The sequence below is a fragment of the Hyphomicrobium sp. genome (assembly GCF_035548195.1).
Taxonomy (GTDB): Bacteria; Pseudomonadota; Alphaproteobacteria; order Rhizobiales; family Hyphomicrobiaceae; genus Hyphomicrobium_B.
The window spans coordinates 1-14,539 of record NZ_DASZTY010000018.1; the positions used below are offsets into that span (position 1 = coordinate 1).

Consider the following 14,539-nt stretch of genomic DNA (forward strand, 5'->3'; position numbering starts at 1 on the left):
AAGTCGCAATTCGTCGGGATCGTGAAGGGCGGAAGCGGCTGAGATCTAGCCGCGTCCATTAACTGGCCGCGCCAGAGTGTGCCGAGCGTATCCGACCACGACGAATAGAACGACGCGAGATACTGATTATCCCAGAAAAAAAGAGTGTTTCGCCGCTCACCTTTGGCGTGACTCGCCCAGGCTGCGCTGGCGACACAAAGTATAAAGAGTGCACCGCTGACCGTTCGCGAAATGCGCGTCCCATCGAGTTGCCAGAGGGCCATCCCCGATCCCGCGGCCAGAGCAATCATTCCCGCGAGCGCCAGAAGCATAAGCTTGTGGTCTGCCCACAAGAAGATCAGCGTCGACCACGAGGTGAGATAGAAGACAATATCATAGGAATGCAGCACCATCTCGATGTAATGCCGCTTGACGTCGGCCGCGATGACGATGCTGGTCACCATCAAAGCAATCAGGACGACGGAGAATAGGATTCGGCGCGAAAGGAATGTGAGGCCAAAGAATAAGGCCGCCGTGATTGAACTCGCGAAGACGATGGTTTCCAGCCATCCTTCATATCGCAAATGATAAAAGGCCAGACCGGATGCGATGAGGCCGGTGATCGCCCACGTCACCGCAGGTGATAGTGTTCCGTTGGACGAGCGAGCGTGAGAAGGCGCAGATGAAGCGTCATAATTCGCAATAGGTTCGGCAACCATGTCGCTTCAAACGCAAAAAAATTATATTCGAGGGTGCACAGCCGCAGCTCGCGATAGTGAAGTGGGGCACGCATTTTGTCACGGGTCAATGGCCTCACTGTGCCCCGCAATAAAAAAGGCCCGGCTGACGAGAGCCGGAGCCGCCGATGTCTGGGATGATCGTTCAACAATCAAGCGTCATCTCGCGCTCCCATTCGGTGAAATGAGACGCGAACGAGTTCCAGTTATCCGTCTTGAGCTTGATGTAGGCGGCAGCAAATTCCTCGCCAAGAGCGCTTTTGAGCGAAGTATCCTTATCAAAAGCGCGGATTGCATCGAGCAGGTTCAACGGCAAACGCGGCGCATCCTTAACCGTATGACCATGCTGATACATATCGATGTCGAGCCGCTTGCCCGGCAATGCTTTGGAGCGGATGCCATCGAGCCCGGCCGCGATAATGACGGCCTGGAGCAGATAGGGGTTAGCGGCGCCATCAGGTAGACGCAACTCGAAGCGGCCTTTGCCTGGCACGCGGACCATATGTGTGCGGTTGTTTCCGGTCCACGTCACCGAGTTCGGTGACCACGTCGCTCCTGAGGTCGTCCGCGGCGCGTTGATGCGTTTATAGGAATTGACCGTCGGATTGGTGATCGCTGCGAGCGCCTCGGCATGTTTCATGATGCCGCCGAGAAAATAATAGCCTTGCTGTGACAGGCCCATTTCGTCGGTCGGGTCGAAGAATGCATTCGTTTTCCCATCCTTGTCCCAGACGGAAATATGCGCGTGGCAGCCGTTGCCGGTGAGCGTCGGGAATGGCTTCGGCATGAACGTCGCGCGCAGCCCATGCTTTTCGGCAATCGAGCGCGCCATGAATTTGAAGAACGAATGGCGGTCCGCCGTGACAAGCGCATCGTCGAAGTTCCAGTTCATTTCGAACTGGCCATTCGCGTCCTCGTGGTCGTTCTGATACGGGCCCCAGCCAAGATCGAGCATCGAATCGCAGATTTCCGCGATGACGTCATAGCGGCGCATTAATGCCTGCTGATCGTAACAGGGCTTCGTTGCGTTATCGCTAGTGTCGGAAATCGCCGTGCCGTCCGGCGAGATCAGAAAGAATTCGCATTCGACACCGGTCTTGACGTGAAGGCCCAGGTCCTCGGCTTGTTTAACCTGGTTCTTGAGAACGACGCGCGGCGCCTGCGCGACATGCTTGTCTTCCATCACGCAGTCTGCCGCGACCCAGGCAACGTCCCTCTTCCACGGCAGCTGGATGACGGAATTGGGATCGGGCATGCCGAAAAGATCGGGATGCGCAGGAGTCATGTCGAGCCACGTCGCGAAGCCCGCAAATCCGGCGCCGTCTTTTTGCATGTCTCCGATCGCGGCCGCCGGAACCAGCTTTGCACGCTGTGACCCAAACAGATCGGTATAGGAGATCATAAAATAGCGGATGCCACGCTCTTTCGCGAGTTGGGCGAGATCCTGAGCCATGCTGTCTGTCCTCAACGCTAGCGGTTCATTTCCAATTGTTTTGTTGGATAAAAGGCAAAAAAATGGGCGGCCTGGGCCGCCCGCGTGCACGCCATCTTCCAGAAAAGTAGGCCGTATTCGAACCTCACGCACGAATTGGCCATCTTCATCGGAATATTCGGCGACATCAGTACGAGTCCGCGTTGTCTATATTGAAGTTGTAGAGTTTGCGCGCTGAGCCATAACGGCGAAATTCGCTCGCTTTGATATCCGTGATGCCGGCAGCCGACAGGAGCTTGGCGAGGGCGTGCTGGTGTTCGCTCCGCATTTCCTTCTCGATGCAGTCGGCGCCGAGGCTCTTGACGTTGCCGCGCACGAAAAGCTTCGCTTCGTATATTGAATCTCCAAGCGCATCGCCCGCGTCGCCCAGAACGATCAGATGGCCCGATTGCGCCATGAATGCCGACATATGTCCGATGTTGCCGCGAACGACGATGTCGATGCCCTTCATCGAGATCCCGCAACGGGAAGATGCGTTGCCTTCGATGACCAGAAGTCCTCCGCGCCCCGTCGCGCCGGCATACTGGCTGGCATCGCCTTTGATGACGACCCTGCCGGACATCATGTTTTCGGCAACGCCGGGACCGGCCGACCCATGGACGACGACCGATGCTTTCTTATTCATTCCGGCGCAGTAGTAGCCGACGCTACCTTTGATATCGATGTGAATAGGCGCATCGACGCCGGCGGCAATGGCGTGACCGCCGCGAGGGTTCAAGACTTCCCATTGTGCTTCGTTGACGCCATCGGACTGTCGATGAAGCTCCTCGTTGAGGTCCCGTAAAGAGCTTTTAGCCAGATCGATCGTACGCATTATCCCCCCGTACGTATCAGCGCTAAAGGAAATCACCGAGGACGAACTCGGGCAAGGCGGCGAGCCGATTTTCGATCTGAGGATCGTTGAGAAATAGTCCGACGATGCCGCACATGGATCGCCTCCCGGCTCCAGCTCAACGACATTTTGAGACTAATCGCGCGTCCTGCGCTATGTCAACTGGGAAGAAAAATGGTTTCTCAATGAGAAATGAGTGCTGACTGTCGAACTAGGGGCGCTGGTAAATGATGATCGACAGGTAGGTCATTGGCGTCTTGATCAGACGCGCCGGACCGTGCGGTGCAGCACTGTCAAACAGGATGGCATCTCCGGGACTTAGGAGGTAGCTCCGGTCGGCGTGCGCATATTCGATCTCGCCGCTGAGCATGAAAATGAACTCCACGCCTTCGTGCTGAAAGCCCGTATAAGGGACGGCATCGTCCGAGAGCGTGATGAGATAGGGTTCGACCACTACGTCGCCGTCGAGGGAGTGCCCCAACAGCTGATATTGGTGCCCGACCTTGGTGCCACGCCGGCGGATGACGACGCCTTCGCCCGACTTCACGTAAGAACAATCGCGCCGCTGCTCGAATGATGCAAAAAGCGCCGTTAGTGGAATGTTCAGCGCCGCAGCCAGCATCTGCAACGTGCTGAGCGATGGTGAAATCTGCCCGTTTTCGATTTTTGAGAGCATGCCGGGGGAGATTTGCGCTGCAACAGCGAGTTCGGCAACGGTTAATCCCGCGTGTTTGCGGTGGTGGCGCACCTGATTGCCGATGGCTTGCTCAAGCGTGTGCTCCGCAGCGCCCGGCGCGCTGGAGCCCGTAGCGAGATGGTCGGGCTCGACGAGAGCCACCGAAGATTTGCGAGTCTTTTCCGACATGAATGCCTTCCGCAGCAGACCGGGCCATGGAGATTGGCTTAAAGGTCGCGCAAGTTGGCACGTCTCGAAAGAATATTCCACCCGGACGCCTGCGGCGTCTCACAGTCGGGCAGAAATTCGCGGATTTAAGCGTAAATTTTCTTGGCGCAAGCGTCGGAAAGCCACTCGGCAAACGCTTCCGTATAGGTTCGGGGGCACGCAAACTCGTAACCTTGACCGTTCGGAAGCCGCCAGACCATGACACCCAGATGACTCGCGTGCGTGATCGCGGCATCGCCCGGCTTGAAAACGCTGTCGTGGAAGTCGATGGCCATACTTGGCGCCAGGACCTCCAACGCCTTCGCGCCGGTCACCCGGAAGACGGTCCGGCTATCACTGACATCGACGATGGACGCCGCGCCTTTGAAAGCTTCCGCGAGGTCGGCGCTCGGATCGCTCCCCGCGCGTTGCGGCTCGATGACAATCCATTGTTCCGGACCTGCCCAGACGACCGATTTACCGGCTGCTTCGACAATGCGGGGCGTTGATGGAAGCGAAAGCCCGAGCGTTGCACTCGCCCTAGCGTCCAAGTCTGCCTGCATACCGCGCCGAACAGCGACGTGCGTCATAGCAACGTCATCGCGCCGCGAAATCGTCAGCCCATTGCTTTTCAAAGCCGCTTCATTTTCAAGATTAGACACGGAGGCGCGCTCCTTCGCTATCGTAGAACACCGGCGAAACGACCTCGACGAGAGTGTCCTCACCGCGTACCGGATCATAGGCGCGTACGATCTCGCCCATGCGCGACTCGGCATTCGAGAGAAACCCTAGTCCGACCCAATGCCCAAGCGACGGCGAGTAGGCGACCGACGTCATATGTCCGTGATCGTTTGCTGCTGTAGGTTCCGCATTGCGGCTGAGGAAGTGTGCGCCGGATCTGAGTATCGCTGCCTTGTCCACGGGCCGGAACCCCGCGAGGCGCGGCCTGCTCGGATCGGTCAGTCCCGGCCGTCCCGCCAGCACGCGGCCGATATAATCTTTTTTCTTCGACGCCATCTTCCCGAGTCCGACATCGGCTGCGGTGGTCGTGCCATTAAGCTCCGGGCCGCCGACGTGCCCTTTCTCGATGCGCATGACGCCGAGCGCTTCCGTTCCATAGGGAATGACGCCGAGATCTTTGCCTTTTTCCATCAGCGTTCGCATCAAGAGCTCGCCGTGGCGCGCTGGAACGCCGATCTCGTAGGCAAGCTCGCCAGAAAACGAAAGTCTGTAGAGTCGCGCCTTGATCCCCCCGAGAGCTGTTAGCTCCGCGACGCCCATGTACGGGAAAGCTTCGTTCGACACATCGAATGGCTTGTCGACGATCCGCGAAATAAGTTCGCGCGCGCGCGGACCGGCAACCGCGTACTGTGCCCATTGATCGGTTGATGGAATGATCTGCACATCAAGCTCGGGCCAATGCCATTGCTTGCACAATTCCATGTGCTGCACGACCTTGATGGCGTTGACCGTCGTCGTCGTGACGAAATAGCGATCTTCCGCGAAACGTGCCGCCGTGCCGTCATCCATCATGATGCCGTCCTCACGTAGCATCGCGCCATAACGCGCCTTGCCCACAGCCAAGGTGCTCATCATGTTGATGTAAAGACGGTCGAGAAACTTACCCGCATCCGGTCCGTGGACTTCGACCTTGCCAAGCGTCGAGACATCGCAAACGCCGACGCCATTGCGGACACCGTTGACCTCGCGAATAACTGTCGTCAGCGGATCGTTCTCGAATGGCCTCGGAAAATACAGCGCCCGCAGCCACAGGCCAGCCTCGACAAAGACGGCTCCTTGTTCCTTTGCCCAGTTGTGAGAAGGTGTCAGCCGGAATGGCTTGAAGTGCTTGCCGCGATGTTCGCCCGCGAGCGCGCCCAGAGAGACCGGCGAATACGGCGGACGCGCAGTTGTGATACCCGTCTGAGGGATCGACTTGCCGGTGAGGCTGGCGAGGATCGCAAGGCCGTTGACGTTGGAAGTGCGGCCCTGGTCGGTTGCCATGCCGAGCGTGGTGTAGCGCTTGAGGTGCTCGACGGCGCCGAATCCCTCACGCTCCGCGAGCACGATATCGCTGGCCGCTACGTCGTTTTGGAAGTCGACGAAGGCTTTATGTTTCGCACGATCGACGTGCCAGAATGCCCCAATATCAGTCGGCTCGTCATCGGCCGCGGGAACCGCAACGGGCTTCGCATCGAAACCGACGTCCGCGGCGGCGGCAGTACCCGCTCGCGCGCCTTCCGCGAGGCAGGAAGCGAGCGAAAATGCACCATTGGCGGCGCCCGCCGCGATCATGCCCCTCGGCATCGTGTTCGGAACGAAACCAACGAGGTCATCCCGCCACTGCGGACGGCCGCCGAGATGCGTCGTCATCTGCATGTTGGGATTGAAGCCGCCCGAAACGGCAATGAGATCGCAAGCTATCGAATGAACAGCGCCATCCGACCCAATGATGCGTGCCGCCTTTACGCGCGATCCGCCGACGGCATCGGAAACGACACCGCCTTCGAAAACGCGAATGCCAAGCGCTTCCGCACGCTCTTCGATTGCGTCGGGCAATGCCGGCCGGCTATCGACTAGCGCCGCCACTTTAATGCCGGCGGCGCTGAGATCGTTGATCGTCGCCGCGCCGTCGTCGTTGTTGGAGAAGACGACAGCCGTTCGTCCGGGCGCCGAGCCATAGCGGTTGATGTAGCTGCGCACCGCGCTCGCGAGCATCACGCCCGGCCTGTCGTTGTTGCCGAAAACGATCGGCCGTTCCGTTGCGCCTTGCGCGACGACGGTTCGTTTCGCGACGATACGCCAGAGCCGCTGTCTCGGTTGCCCCGAAGCCGGTTGCGGTAGGTGGTCGGCGACGCGCTCGACCGCACCGAATGTTCCGCCGTCGTAGGCACCGAATACCGTTGTCCTGGGCAACAGGCGGACATTGGAGAGGGAGGAAAGCTCTCCAACGGCCGCCTTTGCCCATGCCGCTGAATTTATGCCGTCGATGGTCCGGCTTTCTGCAAGAAGCCGTCCGCCGAGGGCAAAACTCTCGTCGGCGAGAATGACACGTGCACCAGCGCGCGCGGCCGAGAGCGCCGCCATCAGTCCGGTAGGGCCTGATCCAACGACAAGCACATCGCAAAACGCGTTGGCTTTGTCATAGCTGTCTGGGTCGGCTTCCATCGCGGGATACCCGAGACCGGCAGCGCGGCGGATCATCGGCTCGTAGACTTTTTCCCAAAAGGACGCCGGCCACATGAACGTCTTGTAGTAGAAGCCCGCGGAGAAGACGGGCGACAGAAGGCCGTTGACCGACATGAGATCGAGTTTCAACGAGGGAAAACGATTTTGGCTCGTCGCTTCGAGGCCGTCGTAAAGCTCAATCGTCGTGGCCTTGGTATTGGGTTCGCGCCGTGCGCCGGACCGAAGCTCGACGAGCGCGTTCGGCTCTTCCGAGCCCGACGTCAGGATGCCGCGCGGACGATGGTATTTGAAAGAGCGGCCGACCAGCCTGACGCCGTTCGCGAGTAAAGCCGAGGCGAGCGTGTCTCCGGCGAAGCCTTCGTACGGAACGCCGTCGAACGTGAACTGCAACGGTTTGGAGCGATCGACGAGGCCGCGCCCTGCAATTCTGAATTCCTGTTTTCCGGCGCTCATGCTGCACCTGCCGTCGATTTGACCCGCGTCAGAGCGACGTCTTGGGCGGATTTCACATCGGAAATTTCATGCGTGCGTGTATCACGCGTGACGACGAGCCAGGCATGGCATCCGGCTTGATGATACCAGAGCTCCTGCGTCGGGCCGGCAACATTCCGTCGCTCATAAGCGTAGGTGTAGAAGCTGTCTGCGGCATCCTCCGAGGCAGGATCCGGACGCGTCACGCTCGCGTCCCCCAGGTAGGTAAATTCGTCGACGGCTCGTTCGCCGCAATACGGGCAGCTGATGCGCATGTTTCTAAGCCTCAGTGCAGATTCGGTTGATTGCCCATGCCTTTTTCATCGACCATATGGCCGGTGCGGAAGCGGTCGAGGCGATAGGCGCGCGCGACCTCGTGCGGTTCGTTCCGGGCAAGCAGGTGAGCGAAGCAAAGGCCGGCAGCAGGAGTTGCCTTAAAGCCGCCGTAGCACCAGCCGCCATTGAAATAGAGACCCGTAATCGGCGTCTGATCGATGATGGGCGAGCCGTCCATGCTCATGTCCATGATGCCGCCCCACGACCGCAGCAGCCGGACCCGGCCGATACGTGGCATCAACGCCATGCCGCCCTCGACGACGTCCTCGACGGTAGGTAGATTTCCCCGCTGCGCATAAGAATTGTAACCGTCGAGGTCGCCGCCGAAAACCAAGCCGCCCTTGTCGGACTGGCTGATATAGAAATGACCCGCGCCGAACGTAACGACACCATCGATGAACGGCTTGATGCCTTCGGAGACGAACGCTTGCAGCACATGGCTCTCGATCGGCAGGTTGAGGCCAGCCATCGCAGCGACGCGTGAAGAGTTGCCCGCGCAGGAAAGCCCGACTTTTCGCGCCGCTATGAAACCGCGCGTTGTTTCCACGCCATTGATCCGGCCATTATCGATGCGGAAACCGGTGACCTCGGTGTTCTCGATAATATCGACACCGAGCCGGTCAGCGCCGCGCGCATATCCCCACGCAACGGCATCGTGCCGAACGGTGCCCCCTCGGCGCTGTAGAAGGCCGCCTTTGATCGGAAAGCGCGCATCGTCGTAGTTGAGCCAAGGATACATCCGTTGGACGGCGTCACGGTCGAGAAGCTCGGCATCGACACCGTGCATGCGCATGGCATTACCGCGCCGGGCAAAGGCGTCGCGCTGTCCGTCGGAGTGATAAAGATTGAGAACGCCGCGCTGCGAGACCATTGCATTGTAGTTGAGGTCCTGCTCAAGACCCTCCCACAACTTCATGCTGGTCTCGTAGAACGGGATATTTCCGGGCAGCATGTAGTTGGAGCGGACGATCGTCGTATTGCGGCCGACGTTGCCGGAGCCGATCCATCCTTTTTCGATTACCGCCACGTTCGACAGGCCATAGCGCTTCGCGAGGTAATAGGCGGTGGCGAGTCCATGTCCGCCGCCACCGACGATAACAACGTCGTAGGACGGTTTCGGTCTGGCTTGGCGCCACGCCGGCTGCCAGCCTTTTTGGCCTCGCAGCGCCTCGAAAAGAACGGAAAACATGGAATAGCGATCGGACGGCATGATGTTTTCAAAGCCTCGGCGCGGAGGATCTAAGGCATCCCTAACTCGAAAATGACTTATACATCAGCCAATAATTGACCTTAATATAAGTCGTACTTATTATGCGGGGTATGACCGCACGGATTAGCCGCCTTCCGTTCGATTTGCACGCGCTCGAAGCGTTTCTCGCTGTCTGCGAAGCGCGGTCGATGGCGGCCGCGGCGCAGAAACTGGCGCTGACACAGCCAGCCATTTCGCAGGCCATTGCCGATCTCGAAACACGAACCCGCGTGAAGCTGTTCGACCGCAGCGTCCGCCCCATCGCGCTGACGCCTGCTGGCGAGGTCATGCGCCAGCGGGCCTCGGCGTTAATATCGGAAGCACGGCAAATCTCGTCCGCGATCCGCCATACAGCGCGCGGTCGTCTCGCGCTTATTCGTGCCGGACTTGTGGATAGTTTATCGCGGGTACTGACGGGGCCTGTTGCGTCGTTTCTTTCGGAGCACGCGGAGCAGGTCTCTATTCAATCCGGTCTCACGTCGGCGCATGCGGGTGCTCTTCTGACGCGTAACCTCGATCTTTTCATCGGCGTCGATGACATGAGCGATGTCGAAGGTTTCGATCGCTTCGATCTCGTGAGCGAGCCCTACATCCTGCTCCTCCCGCCAAAATCTAAAGTGCCAAAGTCGGTCTCGGACCTGGCGAACTATGCTGAAAAGCTTCCCTTCGTGCGCTACAGCGCACGCTCCCGGACCGGCATCGACATCGAACGTCATCTCCGGCGCTTGAATCTGGACATTCCGCCGGGCCTCGAATTTGATACGCCCTTCGGCGTGACCGATATGGTTGCCCGCGGCAAGGGGTTCGCCATCTCGACACCGATCTGCGTCACCGAGGCCGGTTTCGCAGACAGCGGGATTCGCACTGCACCGCTTCCCGGTCCAAGCCTTAAGCGAACGCTGACTCTCGTGAGCAGGCGCCAGGAACTCGGGACCCTGCCGCGCGATCTGACACGTGCCTGCAAGTCCGCACTCGAAACCTCGACTCTCGATAGTTTGCGCAAGTCGATGCCGTGGCTCCAAAACCAACTCGGCTGAGCGAGCGCGCCAGCTCGTCGAGGTCCCGGATTTTATTAATTTAGAAGCGTTGCAATCTCGGCTGCGGTGTTGCGCCGCGATATCGGGCCCCGATGCAGCCTATCTTTTAGCGCCAGATTTTAAGGCACGTTTGACAGACTTTACGTCGCGTTGGCGCTGGCGACGGTAGGGAGTACCTACCGGAAAGACCTTGATGAACGAACGGCGGTAGATGACTCTTCAAGTCATCATTATTCGAGCAGACGGCGCGCTCGCGGAGACCGAAGAGGTGCGCTGGCGCGCGTTCGCTCAAGCGTTTGCCGAGTCGGATTACGAGTGGTCCTGCGATCGTGAAGGCTTTGCCTTGACGGCAAAGCTTGGAACTGGCGAAGCGCGCATGGCGCATTTCGTTCGCTCCCTCCTTCGCGGCCGGCCGGAGACCGAGGATTTCTCTGTTCTCATTGGCGCGATGCACCGGCGTGCATCGAAAATCTTCACCGAGATGCTGGCGAGCGCCGACATCGAGCCGCGTCCCGGCGTTCGCGACCTCATCGTAACCGCACGAGCGGAGGGGCTTCGGCTGGTCCTCGCTTCAATGTTGAAGCGGAGCCAAACCGAAAAGTTGTTGGAGACGGTCCTAGGCCAGCGCGGACGAGAGGTCTTCGATTGCGTTATCGCCGGCGAGATGGGCTACGGCGACGATTGCGATCGTCTTTATCAGGACGTACGCGCCGCCATCGATGTTGCGCCCCAGCATTGTCTCGTCATCGAAGCATGCCGCCCTGGAACGCAAGCCGCAAAGGCTGCGGGCTTCCCCGTCATCACGACGCGGAGCGCGTTCTGTCGCGAGACACCGGCATTCAGTATCGGCGGGACAGTCGTCGTTCAGGACCTGACCAATCTCATCGGGCCCGATAGAAGCCGTCTCGACCCTTTGACGGCCGAGGACCGGGCATCGCTGTTGTCGTCTCTGCAACGCTTGCATTCGGGCAATTGCGAAGGCTTGTCCGATCTCGACTGGAGTCACTCGATGCGTGTTTCCGATATTCTGAAGACCAAAGGCTCCGCCGTTAAGACCATAGAGGCGAACGCAACCATGCGCGCCCTTGCCCAGGGCTTCAGAAAGGAAGGCGTCGGCGCGATGTTGGTGCTCGACGCCGATGGCAAGCTGAATGGCATCATCTCCGAACGTGATCTGGCGCGCGGCATCGACGAGTTTGGCACCGATCTCCCGCAGATGCGTGTTTCCGATTTGATGACGCGCTCGGTTGTGACATGCGCGCCCGGAGATGCTGTCGCGATGGTAGCGAACGTGATGACGGAGCGCCGTATCCGCCATCTTCCCGTGGTCGTTGACGGGAAAGTTGTCGGGCTCATCAGTATCGGCGACGTTCTGAAATATCGGCTGGATGAGGTACAACTCGAAGCCAATATCTTGCGAGATGTCGCACGCGCCCGTCGTTAAGCGCGCGCCGAAAGCGGTTCATCTCACCAGCTTGCGGCAAGGTCCGCATGGCAGACACTACCCATGCTGGATCCGGACTATCTCGACGCCATCAAGAAATTCGAGGGCTACTCTGCAAAAGCCCGTTGGGATTACGCGCAGAACTCCAACGGCTATGGAACACGTGCGCGTTATGCCGGCGAAGTCATCGACAAGGCCGAAGCCGACCGCCGCTTCGCGGGCGAGATACAAAAGGCCGCGGATTTCGTCGATAAGTTTGCCCCCGACCTGGACGACGGCAGCAAAGCCGCGCTGACATCCTTGACCTATAACGCGGGGACAGCATGGGCGCAGAGCGGGCTCGGCGACGCCATCGCCAATGGCGACATGGACAAAGCGCGGTCGCTTTTCCTTCAGTATAATAAAGCGGGCGGCTCGGTCGTCGATGGATTGGTGCAGCGCCGCCTCCAGGAAGTCTCGTGGTTCGGACAGGGCGCATCGGAAAGCACGCATGTGCTGGCAAATCTTGCACAGTCCACGTCCTCTGCTCCAAGCGGCGCGGCAGTATCGTCATTTGAACCGCTCACGCTCGCCAAACCCGCAAGCGTGGTGCGGCTCGCACGTAACGACGTAGACATGCCGCCATCTTCGACGGACCGGCCTTTCGCAGATCTTGGGACCGATCCGGCGTTGCTTGCTCTGCTTGCCCATGTCGGAAAAAGCCAGCCCACGCGAAATTCCGACGAGAATACAGCCAAGCACGATGTGCAGATCGTGCCCCCTGGCGTCGACGCGAGCTAGGAGCGCTTAGCGCGCGATCCATCCTATAATTATGATTGCAAGCCAAAGGCCGACACCTGCTATCATGGCGGTCCGGACGAGCGGCACATTTCTGAAAACCGTCGAACCGTTGCTCTGCTGAGAGCGCCCGGCTTTGTAACCCATGGCTTCGTCGATCGCGGTTTTGCTGGTCGCAAGCGCAATAAATCGTTGCATGAAAGTTTGCAGATCGCCGGATACGGCGGGCGCCATAGAGGTGGTGCGCGCCGCGTCTGGCTGCATGAATTGCGGCGGTCCCGGCAGATCGTCTCCACCCAGGAGACCGTCCGAAGCATAGCGTTGGGCAACGCGCTTCGAAGCGTCCCCGTCTTGGGCGTTTGACGACCGCCGTCCAGCTCCTGCTGCCACTGCTGCATCCGCCGCCTCTAGCTGATCGTCGAGCATCGCCAAGAGCACCGCCGCGACCGCCTTAGAATCGTGCGCAATAGGCTCGGCCGCCGGCTGAACGGCTGCTTTTGCAGGTTCGGCAGGTGCCGCATCCTGTTTGCGAAAGAGGTCGCGCTCGCCCTTCATGAGAGCGCTGTTAGCCAGTAATTGGCCGACGCTTTCCGCGCTGTTAGCCACGTTTGTTGCACCTCAAGCTAGAGTGAACGCTTGGATCGGCACACATCCGCTTGTCGCCAATTATGCGATTCTAGCGAGGCGGCGGGGAATTTGGACGCGGAGAATTGGGTAATACTTGCGAGAGAAAGGCATAGACGTCCTCGACCGGCGGCTCATCGAGGTTTTGCTTCAACGCATCGTAGAGACGTGGCACCACTTCCATCGCCCGATCGAGAATAGCGTCGCTGCCAGGCCGATAACCCCCGATGGCTCGAAGATCACGCGTGTCCTCGAAGCGCGAAATAACCTCGATCAGCTGCGTCGTGTATTGCGCCTGCTGCTTCGTACGAATTTTGGGCGCCAAACGCGATAACGATGCAAGCGGATCGACGGCAGGGAGGCGCCCCTGGCTGGCGATACTTCGATCGAGAACGATATGGCCGTCGAGTATGCCGCGCGTCGCGTCCGCAATCGGATCGTTATGATCGTCGCCGTCCACCAGAACCGACAGGATAGCGGTGATCGTGCCAGCGCCTTCCTCGCCCGTTCCCGCGCGCTCCAGTAGGCGCGGCAGAGCGCTGAAAACGCTCGGCGGATATCCGCGTGCCACAGGCGGCTCATTAGATGCGAGCGCCAATTCCCGTATGGCGTGGGCGTAGCGCGTTAGCGAGTCGATGATTAGCAGGACGTTTTTGCCCTGGTCGCGATAGTATTCGGCGATGCACATGGCGGCGCTGGGCGCCATCCGCCGCATCATCGGGCTCTCATCGGATGTTGCCACCACCGAAACGACGCGTGACCGCGATGCACTGAGCGTATCGTCGAGAAAATCGCGCACTTCTCGGCTTCGTTCTCCAACGAGCGCGAGAACGGTAACGTCACTGGACGGTGCGCGGCTAAGCATTGCGAGAAGTGTCGATTTCCCGACGCCCGAGCCCGCAAAAATTCCGATCCGCTGACCGGCGCAAATCGGCGTAAAAAGGTCGACGGTTTTGACCCCTGTCGTCAACGCCTCTCCGAGTCGGTTCCGGCGCAGCGCCGCCGGAGGCCCGCCCTGGATCGGCACGGCGCGATCGCCCGCAATAAGCGGACCGCCGTCGTCGATGGGATGGCCAAGCGCATTCAACGTCCGTCCGAGCCACGATTCATGCGGCGAAAGCGTTAGCTGACCCGACATGGCAGTCACACGGGCGCCAAGCTCGATCCTGTGATCGGCGATGAATGGCGTTACGTTGATCGCATTGGCTTCAATGCTTGCAACCTCGGCGAGGACCGATCCGCCGATTCCCGCAATCGAGACGGCATCGCCAATCGATACGAATTTTGAAAGCCCCGAAACGATGATATACGTCGGGCTGATGCGTGCAACACGGCCGGAGACCCGATGCGCCGGGCGGGAGGCGGCAGCGGAGGCAATCAGCGCATCGAGCTTGTCGAAAGGCGTGAGAGAAGAGGCCTCGATCACGAGTTAATCCCTGATCGCGAATGGCCAGGCCATGCCGCGCCAAGTTCCGCGCCCGACCGGTGC

Annotated in this window: 12 protein-coding genes and 1 pseudogene; 3 read left to right on the forward strand and 10 right to left on the reverse strand. The window is 59.6% G+C overall.

The features are described from left to right. The 8 genes and pseudogenes from VHB22_RS06515 to VHB22_RS06550 all read right to left on the reverse strand — a co-directional run. Positions 1-698 (reverse strand): annotated as a pseudogene (locus tag VHB22_RS06515) (sulfatase); the annotation flags it as partial. A 163-nt stretch (positions 699-861) separates the two neighbouring features. Then, positions 862-2,169 (reverse strand): type III glutamate--ammonia ligase, encoded by a 1,308-nt coding sequence (gene glnT, locus VHB22_RS06520; RefSeq protein WP_325456152.1) that lies wholly within the window; start codon positions 2,167-2,169, stop codon positions 862-864. A 166-nt stretch (positions 2,170-2,335) separates the two neighbouring features. Then, the gene (locus VHB22_RS06525; RefSeq protein ID WP_325456153.1) at positions 2,336-3,022 is read right to left on the reverse strand and encodes a GXGXG domain-containing protein; all 687 of its coding nucleotides are present in this window, start codon (positions 3,020-3,022) and stop codon (positions 2,336-2,338) included. A gap of 229 nt (positions 3,023-3,251) precedes the next feature. After that, positions 3,252-3,905: a helix-turn-helix domain-containing protein gene (locus VHB22_RS06530; protein ID WP_325456154.1), complete on the reverse strand. Its 654-nt coding sequence runs from the start codon at positions 3,903-3,905 to the stop codon at positions 3,252-3,254. A gap of 125 nt (positions 3,906-4,030) precedes the next feature. Continuing rightward, positions 4,031-4,585, reverse strand: a complete 555-nt coding sequence (locus VHB22_RS06535; RefSeq protein WP_325456155.1) for a sarcosine oxidase subunit gamma — start codon at positions 4,583-4,585, stop codon at positions 4,031-4,033. Next, entirely contained in the window at positions 4,578-7,565 is a 2,988-nt protein-coding gene (locus VHB22_RS06540) for a sarcosine oxidase subunit alpha family protein (RefSeq protein ID WP_325456156.1), read from the reverse strand. Before VHB22_RS06540 ends, VHB22_RS06535 begins: the two co-directional genes overlap by 8 nt. Then, positions 7,562-7,858: a sarcosine oxidase subunit delta gene (locus VHB22_RS06545; RefSeq protein WP_325456157.1), complete on the reverse strand. Its 297-nt coding sequence runs from the start codon at positions 7,856-7,858 to the stop codon at positions 7,562-7,564. Before VHB22_RS06545 ends, VHB22_RS06540 begins: the two co-directional genes overlap by 4 nt. A gap of 11 nt (positions 7,859-7,869) precedes the next feature. Further along, positions 7,870-9,129, reverse strand: a complete 1,260-nt coding sequence (locus VHB22_RS06550) for a sarcosine oxidase subunit beta family protein (protein WP_325456158.1) — start codon at positions 9,127-9,129, stop codon at positions 7,870-7,872. A gap of 110 nt (positions 9,130-9,239) precedes the next feature. Here VHB22_RS06550 and VHB22_RS06555 point away from each other — a divergent pair, with 110 nt between their 5' ends. The 3 genes from VHB22_RS06555 (at position 9,240) to VHB22_RS06565 (ending at position 12,429) form a co-directional block, all read left to right on the forward strand. After that, positions 9,240-10,205, forward strand: coding sequence for a LysR family transcriptional regulator (locus VHB22_RS06555; RefSeq protein ID WP_325456159.1), 966 nt, complete (start codon positions 9,240-9,242; stop codon positions 10,203-10,205). Positions 10,206-10,416: 211 nt separating this feature from the next. After that, the gene (locus VHB22_RS06560; protein ID WP_325456160.1) at positions 10,417-11,649 is read left to right on the forward strand and encodes a CBS domain-containing protein; all 1,233 of its coding nucleotides are present in this window, start codon (positions 10,417-10,419) and stop codon (positions 11,647-11,649) included. A gap of 63 nt (positions 11,650-11,712) precedes the next feature. Then, the gene (locus VHB22_RS06565) at positions 11,713-12,429 is read left to right on the forward strand and encodes a lysozyme (protein ID WP_325456161.1); all 717 of its coding nucleotides are present in this window, start codon (positions 11,713-11,715) and stop codon (positions 12,427-12,429) included. A gap of 6 nt (positions 12,430-12,435) precedes the next feature. Here VHB22_RS06565 and VHB22_RS06570 read toward each other — a convergent pair whose 3' ends face one another. Further along, positions 12,436-13,032 carry a hypothetical protein gene (locus VHB22_RS06570; protein WP_325456162.1) on the reverse strand — a complete coding sequence of 199 codons (597 nt, stop codon included), beginning with the start codon at positions 13,030-13,032 and terminating at the stop codon, positions 12,436-12,438. A gap of 70 nt (positions 13,033-13,102) precedes the next feature. Next, positions 13,103-14,476, reverse strand: coding sequence for a FliI/YscN family ATPase (locus VHB22_RS06575; protein WP_325456163.1), 1,374 nt, complete (start codon positions 14,474-14,476; stop codon positions 13,103-13,105). Between the last annotated feature and the right edge of the window lie 63 nt (positions 14,477-14,539).

Bases quoted from the DNA above. Each gene is read 5' to 3' on its own strand.
- VHB22_RS06525 (WP_325456153.1), bottom strand. From the start codon at position 3,022: ATGCGTACGATCGATCTGGCTAAAAGCTCTTTACGGGACCTCAACGAG.
- VHB22_RS06540 (WP_325456156.1), bottom strand. From the start codon at position 7,565: ATGAGCGCCGGAAAACAGGAATTCAGAATTGCAGGGCGCGGCCTCGTC.
- glnT (WP_325456152.1), bottom strand. From the start codon at position 2,169: ATGGCTCAGGATCTCGCCCAACTCGCGAAAGAGCGTGGCATCCGCTAT.
- VHB22_RS06545 (WP_325456157.1), bottom strand. From the start codon at position 7,858: ATGCGCATCAGCTGCCCGTATTGCGGCGAACGAGCCGTCGACGAATTT.
- VHB22_RS06555 (WP_325456159.1), top strand. From the start codon at position 9,240: ATGACCGCACGGATTAGCCGCCTTCCGTTCGATTTGCACGCGCTCGAA.
- VHB22_RS06565 (WP_325456161.1), top strand. From the start codon at position 11,713: ATGCTGGATCCGGACTATCTCGACGCCATCAAGAAATTCGAGGGCTAC.
- VHB22_RS06530 (WP_325456154.1), bottom strand. From the start codon at position 3,905: ATGTCGGAAAAGACTCGCAAATCTTCGGTGGCTCTCGTCGAGCCCGAC.
- VHB22_RS06560 (WP_325456160.1), top strand. From the start codon at position 10,417: ATGACTCTTCAAGTCATCATTATTCGAGCAGACGGCGCGCTCGCGGAG.
- VHB22_RS06550 (WP_325456158.1), bottom strand. From the start codon at position 9,129: ATGCCGTCCGATCGCTATTCCATGTTTTCCGTTCTTTTCGAGGCGCTG.